Here is a 17,064-nt window from a genome sequence, read left to right on the forward strand (position 1 = left end):
AGACCTACGGCTCGAGGCGTGCGGAGGTCTGCAGTCGCCTCGGCACGATGTCCGCGCGGCGCGCGACTCCGCGGGCGAAACCAGCCTCTGGGAGAACTCCACTGCCGCGGTTCTGCCACGCTACTATCTGGGGTATCTCAATTCCCTGGAGCATCCGTGGAAAACGATGGAAAGGCTCGTGGGGACCAGCGCTCGACGCGGAATTCCGGTCCGGCACTGGTCGGCCGGGAAACCGAGACCGCAGAAATAGTCCGGCGGGTCGGCGCCGATCGGTCGCACAGCGACGTGTTGATCCTCACGGGTGACCCCGGTGCCGGAAAGAGCACACTCCTCGGCATCGCGGCCGATAGCGCACGGAGCGCGGGTGGCCGAGTGCTGCGAGCGGTGGGGAGCGAATCCGAGGCCCACCTTGGATTCGCGGGTCTTCATCAGATGCTGCGCCCGGTACTCGGTGAGGCGGAGGGTCTGCCGTCGCGGCAGCGCGCCGCGCTCCGCGCGGTCCTGGGGCTCGACGAGTGCGCGGAGACTCCCGACGCGATGGTCGTGGGTCTGGCGGTTCTGACCTTGTTGTCGGACCTGGCGGAGACCGCCCCGCTGCTGGTGGTGGTCGACGACGCGCAGTGGATCGACCGCGGATCCCTGGACGCTCTCTCCTTCGTGGCGCGGCGCATGGACAGCGAGCCCGTCACGCTGCTGCTCGGAGTCCGCACCGCGGCCACGCTGCCGGGTTTCGACAAGGGGTACGAGCGCCTCGAACTCGGCCCGCTGAACAGCGCGGCGGCGAACCGACTGCTCGACCGGCAGCCCACGCCGCCCACCGGCCGAACCCGGGTGCGGATCCTCGAGGAAGCGGCAGGCAACCCGCTGGCCCTGGTGGAACTCGCCCACGCCACCGCGGTCCGCAACCCCGAGGGCAGCAGTGTGGAGGGACCGCTGCCGGTCACCGACCGACTGGAGCGGATCTTCGCAGGGCACGCGGCCGACCTGCCGGAACCGACCCGCCGCTTCCTGCTGCTGCTCGCGGCCGCCGACGCGGCGGACGCGCAGGCAGCCGCCATGGGGCTGGCCGAGGCGGACGACAAGGCATGGGACCCCGCGGACCGGGCCGGTCTCGTACGCCAGGACGGATCCGGGATCGTTTTCCGTCACCCGCTCGTCCGCTCCGCCGTCTACCATGCCGCGCCTTTCGAGGAACGCCGCCAAGCGCACCTGGCTCTCGCGGAACTGCTGCGCGAAGAGCCCGACCGCCGCGCCTGGCATCTGGCCGCCGCGACCGTACGCCCCGACCCGGACGTATCGGCCGCCTTGCAGCAGACGGCCGACCGAGCCCGGCGCCGGGGCGGCTTCGCGGCCGCCGCCGCGGCCCAGGAGCGCGCCGCGGAACTCAGCCCGCACCGCGAGGACCGGGCGCGCCTGCTGGCCGAAGCCGCTGCCAGCGCCGTCTTCACCGGTCAGCTCGGCTGGGTGGAGCACCTGGCCGCCGCAGTCCGCGAGTGCACCGACGACCCGGCACTGCTGGGCAAAGCCGCCCTGGCCACCGGCCGGCTCATGTCTCTAGGCCCCCGTCACACGGCAGCCTTCGCGCTGCTCATGCGCGTCGCCGACGAGGCGGCGAACGCCCGGTCACCCCTCGTACTCGACGCGCTGGCCGCAGCAGCGGTGGTCCGCTACTACTCGGGCGCGGAGTCCCAGCAGCGACAGATCCAGAGCCTGCTCTCCGGCATGCCCGACGATGCCGCCGGAGCGGCGCTGCACGCATGGGTCATGGCCGTCTCCGACCCCAGCGGCGCAGGAGCGTCCCTCGCGCCGGTGCTGCCCGAGCTCATCGCCGAGGCCAAGAGCGACGCCCAGCGCCTGACCGCGCTGGCCATCGTCGCCTGGCTGCTCGACCAGACCACCCTCGCCGCCAGGACCTTCGACGAGGCGTTCGACCAGTGGCAGGCCCACGGCCCGCTCCCGGACGGACTGGGATGCGCGGCCGGCTGGACCCGCCTGGAGCAGGGCCGATGGGCCGAGGCCCGCTCGGTGGCTGCCGACATCGCAGCCATGGCATCGGCCGCCGGACTCGACCACGCCGAGGCGTGTGCTCAGGCACTCGACGCCACAGTGGTCGCCCTGCTCGGCGACCCGGCCGCCGCACGCCGGCTCGCCGAGCGAGCCCTGTCTCTCGTCGACCCGCTGGAGAGCCGCTCCGTCGCGGTCTTCGCCCGCCGGGCGCTGGGAATGGCGGCCGTGGCCGAGGGCGACTACGACACCGCATACACACAGTTCCGCTCCGCGTTCACCGACGACGGTGATCCGGTCCACTACCACGTCTCCTACACCGTCCTGGCCGAACTCGCGGCTGCGGCCGTCCGCCGAGGACGGCAGGAGCACGCCGCACAGCTACTGGAACGCTCGGCACGGCACCTCGGTACGGGCATGTCCGCACGGGTGGCCACGCTGATCGACCGTGGCCGCGCCCTGCTGGCGGATCCCGAACACGCGGAGCCGTTCTTCCAGGCCGCGCTCGCGCAGCCCGCGGGTGAGCAGTGGCCGTTCGAACGGGCGCAGACCCGGCTCGACTACGGGGAATGGCTCCGGCGCCGGCGCCGTATCGCCGAGGCCCGTCCGCTGCTGAGCGCCGCCCTGGAAACCTTCCAGCGCCTCGGCGCGCGGCCGTGGGTCGAGCGGGCACAGGCAGAACTGCGCGCCGCCGGCATCGAGGCGACCGACGTCGTGCCCAGTGCCTTCACCGAACTCAGCCCCCAGCAGCAGCAGATCGTCCAACTGGCCGCCCGCGGCCTGACGAACCGCGAGATCGGGGAAAAACTGTTCCTCTCACCGCGCACGGTCGGCTCCCACCTCTACCGGGTCTTCCCCAAGCTGGGCATCACCGCCCGCTCGCAACTCCGCGACGTACTCGAAGGCACCCTGTCAGATACCGGCGTCCAGAGCTGACAGCCGATTCCGCCGCGGATCGAGGCGACCGGTGCGGTGTAGCTGGTCGCCTTCTGGGGCAGGCGGATCCGTCGGTTGCCGCCCGCGCTGGCAGCCATGCTCGCCGGTGTGACCGTGCTGGTCCGTACGGTCGGCCGATCGGCGTGTGCGGTGGCGGTCGGAATTGGTGCGGCGTGGCTGCTCGTCGACGGGGTGGACTCGTTGTGGCTGTTCACCGGCGGGCCGTTCGCGCACTCGCCGGCCTCCGCCGTCCTGATCGGGCTGTGTGCGCAGGCACCGCAGACGTTTGTCGCCAAGATCTTTGCCTGCCGGATGCTGCGGTGGTTGGGGCTGATCTCCTACAGCCTGTACCTGTGGCACTGCCCCGTTGTCGTGGTCCTCTCCCCACAGCGGACGGGTTTGGACGGTTGGCCGCGGACGGTAGTGGTGTGCGCCGTGTCGACGGGCTTGGCCGCGCTGTCGAAGTACGTGGTCGAAGACCCGGTTCGGTTCCGCGCCACCTGGGCCCGGGGACGAAGCGGGCTGCTCGTGTTCGTGGCGCTCATGGTCGGGCCGGCCGTGCTGTGGGCGACGCTGCCCGCCCCGGCCCCGCCCACCGTCGACAGTCACCGACCTGGGTGAGCATGATGACGGGCACTTGGCCGCCCGTCCGGATACGGGGGCACACCTCGAATCCGTCGATGCCCGGCAGCATCAGGTCGAGGACCACCCGATCCGGCGTCGACGCGCGGAACGCACGCAGCCCGTCCTCGCCGTGTCCGCCGTGCGGACCTCGTGGCCGTGTCTGCCCAGCGCGAGCTGCAGCCCACGCCTGACCAGGGGCTCGTCCTCGATGAGCAGAGCAAGCTGGTTGGCGGATCTTGAGGGCGACAGTTGGCGGATCACGCCACAGCCATTTCCGAGCGTGGGGGCGTCGCCGCAGGTGAGCGCAATGGTCGTCGATCGCGCATCATGATCCGCCATCTCCCGCGCTCGTCCGCCAACTAACTAAAAGTCTCGGTCGCAGTCCGGTCGCCGCATCCGAATGAATCCGATTGCATAAACCTGCGGCGAAACGTATAGTCATGCCGTCTAGGAGGAGGATCCCATGGCGGTACGTGCGGCAGTGGCCGGAGCGAGCGGATACGCGGGCGGGGAACTGCTGCGTCTGCTCCTGGCGCACCCCGAGGTCGAGACAGGAGCCCTGACCGGCAACTCGAACGCGGGACAGCGGCTCGGTGCGCTGCAACCGCATCTGCCGCCGCTCGCCGACCGTGTGCTCCAGGAGACCACGGCCGACGTGCTGGCCGGGCACGACGTCGTCTTCCTCGCCCTCCCGCACGGCCAGTCCGCCGCCGTCGCCGAGCAGCTCGGCCCGGAGGTGCTGGTCGTCGACATGGGCGCCGACTTCCGGCTGAAGGACGCGGGCGACTGGGAGACGTTCTACGGCTCCCCGCACGCCGGCACCTGGCCGTACGGCCTTCCCGAACTGCCGGGTGGCCGCGCCGCGCTGGAGGGGTCCAAGCGCATCGCGGTACCCGGTTGCTACCCGACCGCCGTCTCACTCGCCCTCTTCCCGGCCTACGCCGCCGGTCTCGCCGAGCCCGAGGCCGTCATCGTCGCCGCCTCCGGCACCTCCGGCGCGGGCAAGGCGCTCAAGCCGCATCTGCTGGGCAGCGAGGTCATGGGCTCCATGTCGCCGTACGGCGTCGGCGGCGGCCATCGGCACACGCCCGAGATGATCCAGAACCTCAGCGCGGCCGCGGGCGAGCGGGTCTCCGTCTCCTTCACGCCGACCCTCGCCCCGATGCCGCGCGGCATCCTCGCCACGTGCAGCGCGTCCGCCAAGCAAGGGGTGAGCGGCGAGTCCGTCCGCGCCGCCTACGAGAAGGCCTTCGCCGACGAACCCTTCGTCCAGCTCCTCCCCGAGGGCCAGTGGCCGGCCACGGCGTCCGTCTACGGTTCGAACGCCGTTCAGATCCAGGTCGCTTTCGACGCCGCCGCGAACCGCATCATCGCGATCAGCGCCATCGACAACCTGACCAAGGGCACGGCCGGTGGCGCCGTCCAGAGCATGAACATCGCCCTCGGGTTTCACGAGAACACCGGGCTTTCCACGATCGGAGTCGCACCGTGAGTGTCACGGCAGCAACAGGGTTCACGGCGGCGGGCATCGCCGCCGGGATCAAGGAGAACGGCAACCCGGACCTGGCCCTCGTGGTCAACAACGGTCCGCGCCGATCCGCCGCGGGCGTCTTCACCTCCAACCGGGTCAAGGCCGCCCCGGTCCTGTGGTCCGAGCAGGTCCTCAGGAGCGGCCAGGTCTCCGCGGTCGTCCTCAACTCCGGCGGCGCCAACGCCTGTACCGGGCCGAAGGGCTTCCAGGACACCCACGCCACGGCCGAGAAGGCCGCCGAGGTGCTCGGGCGGGGCGCCATCGAGGTCGCCGTGTGCTCGACCGGCCTGATCGGCGTCCTGCTGCCCATGGACAAGCTGCTCCCCGGCGTCGAGGCCGCCGCCGCCCAGCTCTCCGAGCACGGCGGCGAGAAGGCCGCCATCGCCATCAAGACCACCGACACCGTCCACAAGACGTCCGTCGTGACCAAGGACGGCTGGACCGTCGGCGGCATGGCCAAGGGCGCCGGCATGCTCGCCCCGGGCCTCGCCACCATGCTGGTCGTCCTCACCACCGACGCCGCCCTCGACAGCGACGTACTGGACCGGGCCCTGCGGGCCGCCACCAAGGTCACCTTCGACCGGGTCGATTCCGACGGCTGCATGTCCACCAACGACACCGTGCTGCTGCTCGCCTCCGGCGCCGCCGAAGTCACCCCGGAGTACGAGGAGTTCGCCGAGGCGGTACGGCAGGTCTGCGACGACCTCGGCCAGCAGCTGATCCGGGACGCCGAGGGCGCCAGCAAGGACATCAAGGTCGAGGTGATCAACGCCGCGACCGGGGACGACGCCGTCGAGGTGGGCCGCTCCATCGCCCGCAACAACCTCCTCAAGTGCGCCATCCACGGCGAGGACCCCAACTGGGGCCGTGTGCTCTCCGCGATCGGCACCACCTCCGCCGCCTTCGAGCCCGACCAGCTCAACGTCGCCATCAACGGCGTCTGGGTGTGCAAGAACGGCGGCGTCGGCGAGGACCGCGAGAAGGTCGACATGCGCTACCGCGAGGTGCACATCGTCGCCGACCTCGCCGCCGGGTCCGAGACCGCCACGATCTGGACCAACGACCTCACCGCCGACTACGTCCACGAGAACAGCGCCTACTCCTCATGAGCAACGCACCCGCGCGCAAGCACACCGCGCTTCCCAAGGCCCAGATCCTCATCGAGGCGCTGCCCTGGCTGGTCCGGCACAACGGCAAGACCGTCGTCATCAAGTTCGGCGGCAACGCCATGGTCGACGAGGACCTGAAGGCCGCGTTCGCCCAGGACGTCGTGTTCCTGCACCACGCCGGCCTCAAGCCGGTCGTCGTGCACGGCGGCGGCCCGCAGATCAGCGCCGCCCTCGACAAGCACGGCATCGTCAGCGAGTTCAAGGCGGGCCTGCGCGTCACCACCGAGGACGCCATGGACGTCGTACGGATGGTGCTGGCCGGGCAGGTCCAGCGCGAGCTGGTCGGGCTGCTCAACCAGCACGGCCCGCTCGCCGTCGGCCTGACCGGTGAGGACGCGCACACCATCACCGCCACCCGGCACCAGCCCGAGATCGACGGGGAGCTGGTCGACATCGGGCGGGTCGGCGAGATCACCGCCATCGACACGGGCGCGATCGAGGCACTGCTGGCCGACGGCCGGATCCCGGTCGTCTCGTCGATCGCCCGAAGCCAGGACGACCACCATGTCTACAACGTCAATGCTGATACGGCGGCTGCGGCACTCGCTGCTGCGCTGGGCGCCGAAACCCTCATGGTCCTCACGGACGTCGAGGGCCTCTACGAGGACTGGCCCAACAGCGACGAGGTGATCAGCCGCCTCACCGCTTCCCAACTGGAGAAGCTGCTGCCGGAGTTGAGCTCCGGCATGGTGCCGAAGATGGAGGGCTGTCTGCACGCCGTACGGGGCGGCGTGACCACCGCCCGGGTCATCGACGGCCGGGTCCAGCACTCGATCCTGCTGGAGATCTTCACCGACGAAGGAATCGGCACGATGGTCGTGCCGGACGCGCCAGAGGGGGACGCCGAATGACCGGGACCGCGGCAAACGCAGAGTACGCCCAGCGGTGGCAGGGCTCGCTGATGAACAACTACGGCACCCCGCGACTCCCTCTCGTGCGCGGCGAGGGCCTCAAGGTCTGGGACGCCGACGGCAAGCGGTACCTGGACTTCGTCGGCGGCATCGCGACCAACGCGCTCGGCCATGCCCACCCGGCGATCGTCGAGGCCGTGAGCCGGCAGATCGCGTCCCTCGGTCACATCTCCAACTTCTTCATGGCCGAGCCGACCGTCGCCCTCGCCGAACGGCTGCTCCAGCTCTTCGGCCGGGACGGCAAGGTCTTCTTCTGCAACTCCGGCGCCGAGGCCAACGAGGCCGCCTTCAAGATCGGCCGGCTGACCGGGCGGACCCATATGGTCGCCACCGACGGCGGCTTCCACGGCCGCACCATGGGCGCCCTCGCGCTCACCGGCCAGCCCGCCAAGCAGGAGCCGTTCCGGCCGCTGCCGGCCGAGGTCACGCATGTGCCGTACGGCGATGCGCAGGCGCTGGCCGCGGCGGTGACGGAGGAGACGGCTCTGGTGATCATCGAGCCGATCCAGGGCGAGAACGGCGTCGTGGTCCCGCCCGCCGGGTACCTCAAGGCCGCGCGGGCGATCACCGCCGCCACCGGGGCGTTGCTGGTCCTCGACGAGGTGCAGACCGGCGTCGGCCGGACCGGGCCCTGGTTCGCGTACCAGGCCCACGAGGGCGTCCTGCCGGACGTCGTCACCCTCGCCAAGCAGCTCGGCGGCGGTCTGCCGCTCGGCGCGACGGTCGCTTTCGGGCGGGCGGCGGAACTGCTGCAGCCCGGTCAGCACGGGACGACCTTCGGTGGGAACCCGGTCGCGTGTGCCGCGGGACTGGCGGTGCTGGACACCATCGCGAACGAGGGGTTGCTGGAGAACGTCAAGCGGCAGAGCGAGAAGTTGCGCGACGGAATCGACGCTCTTGGCCACCCGTTGATCGATTATGTCCGGGGCGCGGGCCTGCTCCTGGGTATCGTGCTCACCGAGCCGCTCGCCGCAAAGGTGCAGCAGGCGGCTCAGGACGCCGGTTTCCTGGTGAACGCGCCCGCCCCCGATGTCGTACGGCTCATGCCGCCGCTGAACCTCGCGGACGATGAAGTGGAGGCGCTTCTTCAGGGGCTTACCGGCATCCTTGACGTGGCCAACGGGGACGGATGATCCGGGAATGAGACGACGATGAGTCAGGCGCAGGACCACGGGCACAACGGAGCCGCCGGGGCTGCCGTGCCGCAGACCCGCACCGCACGCCACCGCCGGATCGTGGACATCCTCAACCGGCAGCCGGTGCGCTCGCAGAGTCAGTTGGCGAAGCTGCTCGCCGACGACGGGCTGAGCGTCACTCAGGCGACGCTCTCCCGGGACCTGGACGAGCTGAACGCGGTGAAGATCCGCAACAACGACGGTGACCTGATCTACGCGGTGCCGAGCGAGGGCGGGTTCCGTACCCCTCGGGCGCCGCTGGGGGAGTCGGCGAAGGAAGAGCGGATGCGGCGGCTGTCGCAGGAGCTGCTGATCTCCGCGGAGGCTTCGGCCAACCTTGTGGTCCTGCGTACCCCTCCGGGGGCCGCGCAGTTCTTGGCCTCGGCCATCGATCAGGCCGAGCTGCACGACATCCTGGGCACGATCGCCGGTGACGATACGTTGCTGCTGATCAGCCGGAACCCTACGGGGGGTCAGGCGCTGGCTGATCATTTGCTGCGGTTGGCCCAGAACGGGCACTGACCGCCGTAGGGGTATATCCATACAGCCCCGCGCCCCTGGGCGGGTTCACTCAGCCCAGTCGAGATGCGAGGCCGCCTGTGCACCTCACCTCGTCGCCCGCCGTGATCAGCAGTGCCTCCACGTCCGGCAACGACTCCAGCCAGCGCAAGCCCTGCCGCGAACCCATCGCGAAAGCCGCCGTCGCCCAGCAGTCCGCCCAGGTCAGTTGCGGGGCCACCACGGTGACCGCCACCAGGTCCGTCACCGCTGAGCGGCCCGTGCGGGGGTCGACTATGTGGGCGCCGCGTTCTGCGCTGCCGGAGGTGGCGACCGCCAGTTCGTCCAGGCCGGCGGCGGAGATGACCGCCGCGAGGCCGCCCGGGCGCAGGGGGTCGGAGACTCCTACGCGCCAGGGACGCTGTGCGCCCGGTACGCCGAGGAGTTGGACGTCGCCGCCGCCGTTGACGCTGACGCCGCTGACGCCGGGGACCTTCGCCAGGCGGCGCGCCGCCCGCTCGACCGACCAGCCCTTGACGATGCCGGTCGGGTCGATCCGGCCCTCGTACGTCGTGCTGAACCAGCCCTCGCTGAGCCGCTCCGCCTCGGCGCCCAGGTCGAGGACCTCGGCGACCTCCGGGGCGCAGTCGTCGACGGTCAGCTCGCCGCGCACCAGCCGGGATATCTCGCTGTCGTCGCGGTAGGTGCTGAAGACCGCGTCGACCCGGTGCAGCCCTACGGCCGCCTCTTCCAGTGCCGTCTGCACGGCACCGGGATCCCCGCCGCGGACGTCGAAGGAGAAGACCGTCCCCATGACCTCCTCCGCCCGGCGTACCGCGGCGGGAGTATGTGTCGGTTCCACCACCGTGTCAGCCACCGGCCTGGTCCAGGGCCGACTGGAGCGATTCCTTGTAGCCGGCGCTGGTGTACGTCGCCCCGGACACCGCGTCGATGTCGGCGCTGCCGGCCGCCACGGCCGCCTGGTTGAGCTTCGGTACGGCGTTGGCGGTGACCTGGTCGCTCTGGCCGCCCTTGGGAGTCTGGACCGCCTCGGCCTTGGTGATCTTCCCGCCGCTGACGGTGACGCGGACCTGGACCGGCCCGTACTGGGTCTGGGCGACGCTGCCGGTGACGGTACGGGCCTGAGCGGCGCCCGAACCCTGCGAACCGGATTCCTGCGAACCGGACCCCTGCGAGGAGCCCGCGCTCGCGTTCGCCTTGTCGATCGCCGACTGGAGCGATTTCTTGTAGCCGGCGCTGGTGTACGTCGCCCCGGACACCGCGTCGATGTTCGCGCTCTGCTCGGCGACCACCGCCTGGTTGAGCTTGGGCACGGCGTTGGCGGTGATCTGGTCGCTCTGGCCGCCCTTGGGGGCCTGGACGGCCGCCGCCTGGGTGATCTTCCCGTTGCTCACGGTCAGCCGGACCTGCACGGCACCGTACTGGGTCTGCGCCGCGTCGCCGGTGACCGTGCCGGACCCGGCCGCCTGGGCGCCGCCCTGGGGCGAGGCCGCCGCCGGCGGTGCCGTGCCGCCCGCCGCCTGCGCGGCAGCCGGGTCGGACGCCGGCTTCAGCGACAGCAGCAGCACGATCCCGGACACGGTGGCGGCGCCCGCCAGCACGACACGCCGGATCGGGTGACTCTTCCTCATGGCTTCTACAGCTCCTGAAGTCTTGAAGTCCCGTCGCTCACATCTCGAACGACTCGTGATGGATACGGCGGGCAGGCACACCCGCGCCGCGCAGTGCTTCGTAGACGGACTGTGCGAAGCCGGCAGGCCCGCACATGAACACGTCGTGCTCGTCGATGTCGGGCACCTTCTGTTTCAGCCGTTCCGCCGAGATGTCGGGCCGCTCGCCGTCGGGGCTGTTGACCGCGTACATCAGCCGGGCACCGCGCTCGTCGGCGATGGCCGCGAGCTCGTCCCACAGCGCCAGGTCCTGGGTGCTGTTGGCTCGGTAGAGCAGGGTGATGTCGCCGGACGCGCCGGGCAGCGTCTCGAACAGGGCCCGCATCGGCGTGATCCCGACGCCGCCCGCCACCAGCAGCACCTTGCCCCGGCTGCGCCGCTGGGCGGTCAGGGCGCCGTACGGCCCCTCGGCCCACACCTTGGTGCCGGGCTTCAGGTCGCGCAGCCGGGACGTGTGGTCGCCGATCGCCTTGACCGTGATCCGCAGCATGTCGGGGCGGGGCGCCGCCGACAGCGAGTAAGGGTGCGAACTGAACCGCATACCCGGCGCCTTGAACCGCCAGCGGAAGAACTGCCCGGCCTGCGCCCCCATACGGTGCAGCTTGCGCCCGCCGATCAGCACCGAGACGATGCCCGGCGTCTCCTCGATGACCGCCTCCACATACATCCGGTGCCGCAGGTTCAGGCGGATCGGGGTGAGAACCCGGTACCAGAGCACCGCCGCGGTCACCGCCCCGTACAGCCCGTACCAGAAGGTCTTCGCGGCCGGCTCGACGGCGAACTCGTTGCCGGTGGTGATCTGGTGCCAGAAGGTCAGATACACCGCCGCGTACGTCAGCAGGTGCACGTGGTACCAGGTGTCGTACGGGATCCTGCGGCGGATGCCACCGATCGAGATGAACGCGATGAAGAACAGCAGCCCGGTGCCGATGGCGGCCTTGCCCATGTCCGGCAGCGTGTTGACCGAGTCGATCGTCTGCTGGACGACATCGCCGAGCGTCTTGCCGGCCTGGAGCGCGTACGCCCACGTGGTGAGGAAGACATGGGCGATGACCAGGCAGATCGTGTAGCGGCCGCTCATCGCGTGCCAGCGCGCCACCCGGTCCGAACCCACCCGCCGCTCCAGCGCGGGCACCCGAGCCATCTGCAGCACCACAAGTGCCATCAGATAGCCGGCGAGCAGACCGGTGATCCGGCCCGCCGCGAGGATCTTCGCCGTGTTGTCCGCGAGGGACGGCGTGTTGTCCCACCACAACCACAGCACCGCCGCCGCGCCCGCCCATAGGGCGATCACCAGCGGTACGGCCGGGGAGCGGCGCGGACGGATGCGGCGCATCGTCTGGCGTCGGGCGGCGCGGCCGCCCGCGAGCGTGGTGGTCACGGTTCCTCCGGGGACGGGGCAAGGGGGGTGGCGTGGTCCCTTGGCCCAGAGATACGTGCGGGGAGGTCCGTGTGTTCAGTGGTGCGCGTTCAGTACCGGGTGATGGCTGTGGGTCCGTTCGCCGTCCCGATCGCGATGTGTGGCTTTCGTCGTGGATCGGCCCATGTGAGGATCCGCTTCATCGCGTCCGCGGAGACCGACACACAACCGGCCGTCGCCCCGCGCCCCTTCACATGCAGGAAGATTCCGGCCCCGCGCCCCTTGACCGGGCGCTCGTAGTTGAAGCCGATGACGAGCGCGTGCGCGTACTGCGCCCCGTAGGACACGAGGTGCTCGGACTCGGCGGCCCGGCAGTCGCGCGCCAGCGGCTCGGTCCAGCGGTTGTACGCACGGGAGTCGTTGTCCTGGCACCACCAGGAGTCCTTGTGGACACGGCGGTACTCGTACGTCGTCCCGCGCGGCGCCGCCTTGATGCCGAAGGCGTACGGCAACCCGTACAGCCCCGTCGGTGTCGTGTTCGTGCTCTGCCTGCGCTCGGCCCCCTCGACGAGCCCCTTCGCGCCGAAGCGGGCCGGCGCCGAACCTGCCCGCACCCACCGTCCGTCGACCCGGTCCCACCAGGTGACCGTCCCCGACGTCGAGCCCGTCCTCGGGGCCACGGCGGTGATCAGCTGGCTGCCGCCCCCGGTGTCGGCCATCCGCGCGGGCAGCGGCTTGAGCGGCCCGCCGCCCGGCGCGGCGCCGAGCACGAGGAGGGACAAGGACGCTAGGGCGACGACACCGGGGCGCATGGCTCAGACGCTAGACGGAGGCAGCGGCAACGGCAGCCCGGGCAGGCCGTCCAGGCTGGTCGCGATGTACTCCTTCTTGGTGAAGTACGCGCTGAGCGAGTCGTCGTCCTCACGGGCGAAGCGCCTGCCGTGCAGGTCGCGGTCCTCGTCGTACGTCATCAGGGGGACGGCGTATCCGCAGGAGTCGCGAATGTGCTCGGCCCGCACCACGACGATCGCGCGCAGCCCGTGCAGGGACGGGTCGATGTCGGGGAAGTGGCCGAGCAGCTCCTTGAACCGTGGGTCGTCACGGAAGACGGCCTCTCCGCGGCCGTGCACACGGACGATGTTGGGCGGGCCCTGGAAGGCGCACCACATGAGGGTGATCCGGCCGTTCTCCCGCAGATGCGCGATGGTCTCGGCGTTGGAGCCGGCGAAGTCGAGGTAGGCCAGCGTGAGTTCGTCGAGGATCACGAAGGAGCCCTTGAGGCCCTTGGGGGAGAGGTTGACCGTCCCGTCGGCGGACAGGGGCGCGGTCGCGGTGAAGAAGAGCGGCTGCTCCTCGATGAAGGTGCGGAGTCTGCCGTCTATGCGTTCATGAGTTTTTCCCACGTTCATCGATTATGGACGCAGGTCGTTCGTTTGTCTAAGGAATTGCGGGGTCTGGTTGCCGCGTCCGTGGCCGCCCCGGCCGGCGTTCAGCGGGGCGGCCACAGGGCCTGTCACGTCACTTGGTGAGCGTGCAGGCGGCCAGTGCGTTCAGGCCCTGCGGCTTCGCAGCCGTACGGCCGATGGAGATGGCGATGCGGTCGATCGCCGCCACCCGCTTGTCCTTCAGGGGGCCGAGGATGGCGTTCTGGACGAAGTTCGGCCCGCCCTGGCCGACCGAGGAGGCGAGTCGCTTGTTGGCCTCCTGGATCTGGGTGTTCAGCAGGGCGAGGTTGCGGTCGACCTCGGCCTTCGCGGTCGCGGGGACCGCCGGGAGCTTCGACCTCACGTCCGGGCACGAGATCGTGCCGGCGGCGTTGGTGCTGCCCGAGTTGCCCGCATTCCCGGTGCTGCCGGTGTTGCCGCCGGTCTGCTGGGTCGGCGTCGCCTTCGGGGTCGCCGCGGTCGCGTTCCCGCCCGCGTTGAGGGTGCACGCGGCCAGCGCGTCCAGGCCCTGCGGTCTGGCGGCCGTACGCCCGATGGCCGTGGCGATGCGGTTGACCGTCGCCACTCGCTTGTCCTTCAGGGGGCCGAGGATGGCGTTCTGGACGAAGTTCGGTCCTCCCTGCCCCACGGTGTCGACCAGCCGCTTGTTGGCCTCCTGGATCTGGGTGTTCAGGAGTGCGAGGTTGCGGTCGACCTCGGCCTTCGCGGTCGTGGGGACCGCCGGGAGCTTCGACCTCACGTCGGGGCACGAGATGGTGCCGGGTCCGGCGAGGGTCCGGGCGTTCGTGCCGCCGCTCCCGGACGTTTCCCCGGCCAGGGCGAATCCGGCGATCACCGTGCCGGACAGCGCCACCGCGGCGGCGCCGCCGATGAACGCGACGCGGCGCTTGTTGTACTTCGGAAGAGCCCTGGACATGCGGATGCCTCACTCGGGTTCGGGGGTGTCGTCGTTTACGAACGCGGCGCCTGCGTTCGGCGAGAGGTACGGGTAAGCGGTTTCTCGTGTTCAAAGGCCGCTCGATTTTTCGTCACGACAGGGCCCAGATTGACGAATCATGCATGACTCTGCATACTCATGCATGCGATGTGCGGCGACCGCGCACTAGCCTGACGACCGCCTCCCCGTTCACGCCACGGGGAGGCGGTGCCACACCCGGACCCTCCCGAGGAGCACAGCGAGTGAGCAGCAACAGCGGTGACGTACGGCTCTGGGGCGGCCGTTTCGCCGACGGTCCCGCCGAGGCCCTGGCCAAGCTGTCCGCGTCCGTCCACTTCGACTGGCGGCTGGCGCCGTACGACATCGCCGGTTCGCGTGCCCACGCGCGCGTGCTGCACAAGGCGGGCCTGCTCACCGAGGACGAGCTTCAGCGCATGATCGCCGGGCTCGACCAGCTCGAAGGGGACGTGGCGTCCGGTGCCTTCGTGGGCACGATCGCCGACGAGGACGTGCACACCGCCCTGGAGCGCGGCCTGCTGGAGCGCCTCGGCCCCGACCTCGGCGGCAAGCTGCGCGCCGGCCGCTCCCGCAACGACCAGGTCGCGACCCTCTTCCGGATGTACCTGCGCGACCACGCCCGCGTCATCGGCGGCCTGATCGCCGACCTCCAGGACGCGCTGATCGGCCTGGCCGAGGCCCACCCGGACGTGGCGATGCCCGGCCGCACCCACCTCCAGCACGCCCAGCCGGTGCTCTTCGCCCACCATGTCCTGGCACACGTCCAGTCCCTGTCCCGGGACGCCGAGCGGCTGCGCCAGTGGGACGAGCGGACGGCCGTGTCGCCGTACGGCTCCGGCGCCCTCGCCGGCAGCAGCCTCGGCCTGGACCCGGAGGCGGTCGCGAAGGACCTCGGCTTCGAGCACGGGTCCGCCGCCAACTCGATCGACGGCACCGCCTCGCGTGACTTCGTCGCCGAGTTCGCCTTCATCACCGCGATGATCGGGGTGAACCTCTCCCGGATCGCCGAGGAGGTCATCATCTGGAACACGAAGGAGTTCTCCTTCGTGACCCTGCACGACGCGTTCTCCACGGGCTCGTCGATCATGCCGCAGAAGAAGAACCCGGACATCGCGGAGCTGGCCCGCGGCAAGAGCGGCCGTCTGATCGGCAACCTGACGGGCCTCATGGCCACGCTCAAGGCCCTGCCCCTCGCCTACAACCGCGACCTCCAGGAGGACAAGGAGCCGGTCTTCGACTCGTGCGACCAGCTGGAGGTCCTGCTCCCCGCCTTCACCGGCATGATGGCCACCCTCACCGTCAACCGTGAGCGCATGGAGGAACTGGCCCCGGCCGGCTTCTCCCTGGCCACCGACATCGCCGAGTGGCTGGTCAAGCAGGGCGTCCCCTTCCGCGTCGCCCACGAGGTCGCCGGCGAGTGCGTCAAGGTCGCCGAAGCCGAGGGCAAGGAACTGGACGGCCTGACGGACGAGCAGTTCGCGAAGATCTCGGCCCACCTCACGCCCGAGGTCCGCTCGGTCCTCAACGTCCCCGGCGCCCTGGCCTCCCGCAACGGTCGCGGCGGCACGGCACCCAGTGCGGTGGCCGTCCAACTGGCGGAGATCAAGGCGGACGTGGCGGCCCAGCACGAGTGGGCCACGGCCAAGCGCGCCTAGCATCCCCGGTCGACAGAAGGGTCCGGACATCGCGTCCGGGCCCTTCGTGCTGTCCCGGCGCACCTGGTAACGGAAAGGATTCGGCCACTGGCCGAATCATTGACTTCCTCCTACTCGGAAGTAAGTATTCCGGTTCCCGGTCGACATTGCCGAACACCGGTCGATCATGGTCGAGCATGAAAGGGACATCATGCGCGCGAGACGCACAAGACGAACCGCCCGCCGCCTCCTCCTCGCCGCCGCCGCGACCGCCGCCCTGTGCGCCCTCGGTCTCACGGCCCCCGCGAGCGCCGCCGGCACTCCGCCGCCCGGTGCCAACGACTGGTCCTGCAAGCCGGATTCGGCCCATCCGCAGCCCGTGGTCCTGGTGAACGGCACCTTCAAGACCTCGTACGAGAACTGGCTGACCCTCTCGCCCGCCCTGGCGAACGCCGGACACTGCGTCTTCTCCTTCGACTACGGGGACCTGGAGACCGCCCCGATCCCGGACTCGGCGGCCGAACTGCGCGACTTCGTGAACGCCGTGCTCGGCGCGACCGGGGCCAAGAAGGCCGACATCGTCGGCCACAGCCAGGGCGGCATGATGCCCCGCTACTACGTCAAGTTCCTGGGCGGCGCGACCAAGGTCGACGACCTCGTCGGCATCGTGCCCTCCAACCACGGCACCACCAACCCGCTCGCCCTCGTGGCCGGCGCCACTCTCTGCCCCTCCTGCGTCGACCAGACCGCCGGCTCGGACCTCCTCCAGAAGCTCAACTCCGACCCGGAGACCCCGGTCGGCCCCGACTACACGGCGATCGCCACCAAGTACGACGAGGTCGTGCTGCCGTACACCAGTTCCTTCCTCAGCGGGCCCGCCTCCTATGTCACCAACGTCCTGCTTCAGGACCGTTGTCCGCTCGACCTCACCGAGCACGACCAGGCGCCCAAGTCCCCGCTGGTGCAGCAATGGGTGCTCAACGCCCTCGGGCGCAGCGGTCCTGCCGACCAGGCCTTCGGGCCGCGCTGCGTCAGCGCGGGCTGAGCCGCCGCGTCCGTCCGGGCCGAGGCGGACGGGCGTCGGTAGATTGGTGCGGGTCACCCGTCCGTCGACCGTGCACGGAGCCCGCC

General features: G+C 70.5%; 16 protein-coding genes. 9 read left to right on the forward strand and 7 right to left on the reverse strand.

Going from position 1 to position 17,064, the window contains the following annotated elements; all coding sequences use genetic code 11:
• Positions 1 to 156: 156 nt before the first annotated feature.
• Together ACZ7NC_RS09375 and ACZ7NC_RS09380 are read left to right on the forward strand one after the other, a co-directional pair.
• Positions 157 to 2,940 (forward strand): helix-turn-helix transcriptional regulator, encoded by a 2,784-nt coding sequence (locus ACZ7NC_RS09375; protein WP_471486369.1) that lies wholly within the window; start codon positions 157 to 159, stop codon positions 2,938 to 2,940.
• Positions 2,941 to 3,036: 96 nt separating this feature from the next.
• The gene (locus ACZ7NC_RS09380) at positions 3,037 to 3,561 is read left to right on the forward strand and encodes an acyltransferase family protein (RefSeq protein WP_471486733.1); all 525 of its coding nucleotides are present in this window, start codon (positions 3,037 to 3,039) and stop codon (positions 3,559 to 3,561) included.
• Here the strand turns inward: ACZ7NC_RS09380 and ACZ7NC_RS09385 are convergent.
• Positions 3,482 to 3,649 (reverse strand): response regulator, encoded by a 168-nt coding sequence (locus tag ACZ7NC_RS09385; RefSeq protein WP_471486371.1) that lies wholly within the window; start codon positions 3,647 to 3,649, stop codon positions 3,482 to 3,484. The two genes, ACZ7NC_RS09380 and ACZ7NC_RS09385, sit on opposite strands and share 80 nt — an antisense overlap.
• 378 nt (positions 3,650 to 4,027) lie before the next feature.
• Here ACZ7NC_RS09385 and argC point away from each other — a divergent pair, with 378 nt between their 5' ends.
• The 5 genes from argC to ACZ7NC_RS09410 are packed head-to-tail and all read left to right on the forward strand — an operon-like array spanning position 4,028 to position 8,872.
• Positions 4,028 to 5,056, forward strand: a complete 1,029-nt coding sequence (gene argC, locus ACZ7NC_RS09390) for an N-acetyl-gamma-glutamyl-phosphate reductase (protein WP_471486373.1) — start codon at positions 4,028 to 4,030, stop codon at positions 5,054 to 5,056.
• A complete protein-coding gene (gene argJ / locus ACZ7NC_RS09395) occupies positions 5,053 to 6,204 on the forward strand; it encodes a bifunctional glutamate N-acetyltransferase/amino-acid acetyltransferase ArgJ (protein ID WP_471486375.1) in 1,152 nt (383 codons plus the stop codon). The genes argC and argJ overlap by 4 nt, the downstream gene beginning before the upstream one ends.
• Positions 6,201 to 7,115 carry an acetylglutamate kinase gene (argB, locus tag ACZ7NC_RS09400; RefSeq protein ID WP_471486377.1) on the forward strand — a complete coding sequence of 305 codons (915 nt, stop codon included), beginning with the start codon at positions 6,201 to 6,203 and terminating at the stop codon, positions 7,113 to 7,115. Before argJ ends, argB begins: the two co-directional genes overlap by 4 nt.
• Positions 7,112 to 8,308 (forward strand): acetylornithine transaminase, encoded by a 1,197-nt coding sequence (locus ACZ7NC_RS09405; protein WP_471486379.1) that lies wholly within the window; start codon positions 7,112 to 7,114, stop codon positions 8,306 to 8,308. Before argB ends, ACZ7NC_RS09405 begins: the two co-directional genes overlap by 4 nt.
• 18 nt (positions 8,309 to 8,326) lie before the next feature.
• Positions 8,327 to 8,872 carry an arginine repressor gene (locus ACZ7NC_RS09410; RefSeq protein WP_471486381.1) on the forward strand — a complete coding sequence of 182 codons (546 nt, stop codon included), beginning with the start codon at positions 8,327 to 8,329 and terminating at the stop codon, positions 8,870 to 8,872.
• A 49-nt stretch (positions 8,873 to 8,921) separates the two neighbouring features.
• On the opposite strand, the gene ACZ7NC_RS09415 is transcribed toward ACZ7NC_RS09410, so the two are convergent.
• The 6 genes from ACZ7NC_RS09415 to ACZ7NC_RS09440 form a co-directional block, all read right to left on the reverse strand.
• A complete protein-coding gene (locus tag ACZ7NC_RS09415; protein WP_471486383.1) occupies positions 8,922 to 9,725 on the reverse strand; it encodes an FAD:protein FMN transferase in 804 nt (267 codons plus the stop codon).
• Positions 9,718 to 10,500 (reverse strand): FMN-binding protein, encoded by a 783-nt coding sequence (locus ACZ7NC_RS09420; protein WP_471486385.1) that lies wholly within the window; start codon positions 10,498 to 10,500, stop codon positions 9,718 to 9,720. The genes ACZ7NC_RS09415 and ACZ7NC_RS09420 overlap by 8 nt, the downstream gene beginning before the upstream one ends.
• A gap of 37 nt (positions 10,501 to 10,537) precedes the next feature.
• On the reverse strand, positions 10,538 to 11,920 hold the full coding sequence (locus tag ACZ7NC_RS09425) for a ferredoxin reductase family protein (protein ID WP_471486387.1): 1,383 nt from the start codon (positions 11,918 to 11,920) through the stop codon (positions 10,538 to 10,540).
• A gap of 89 nt (positions 11,921 to 12,009) precedes the next feature.
• A complete protein-coding gene (locus ACZ7NC_RS09430; protein WP_471486389.1) occupies positions 12,010 to 12,711 on the reverse strand; it encodes a L,D-transpeptidase family protein in 702 nt (233 codons plus the stop codon).
• A gap of 3 nt (positions 12,712 to 12,714) precedes the next feature.
• The gene (locus tag ACZ7NC_RS09435) at positions 12,715 to 13,302 is read right to left on the reverse strand and encodes a pyridoxamine 5'-phosphate oxidase family protein (RefSeq protein ID WP_471486391.1); all 588 of its coding nucleotides are present in this window, start codon (positions 13,300 to 13,302) and stop codon (positions 12,715 to 12,717) included.
• A 115-nt stretch (positions 13,303 to 13,417) separates the two neighbouring features.
• Positions 13,418 to 14,260: a hypothetical protein gene (locus ACZ7NC_RS09440; RefSeq protein WP_471486393.1), complete on the reverse strand. Its 843-nt coding sequence runs from the start codon at positions 14,258 to 14,260 to the stop codon at positions 13,418 to 13,420.
• 263 nt (positions 14,261 to 14,523) lie between these two features.
• Between ACZ7NC_RS09440 and argH the strand changes: the two genes are divergently transcribed.
• Both argH and ACZ7NC_RS09450 read left to right on the forward strand, forming a co-directional pair.
• Complete coding sequence (argH, locus tag ACZ7NC_RS09445) at positions 14,524 to 15,954, forward strand: argininosuccinate lyase (RefSeq protein WP_471486394.1); 1,431 nt, start codon at positions 14,524 to 14,526, stop codon at positions 15,952 to 15,954.
• A gap of 190 nt (positions 15,955 to 16,144) precedes the next feature.
• On the forward strand, positions 16,145 to 16,978 hold the full coding sequence (locus ACZ7NC_RS09450) for an alpha/beta fold hydrolase (RefSeq protein ID WP_471486396.1): 834 nt from the start codon (positions 16,145 to 16,147) through the stop codon (positions 16,976 to 16,978).
• Positions 16,979 to 17,064 lie beyond the last annotated feature (86 nt).

Source organism: Streptomyces sp. NPDC111802, from assembly GCF_055634335.1.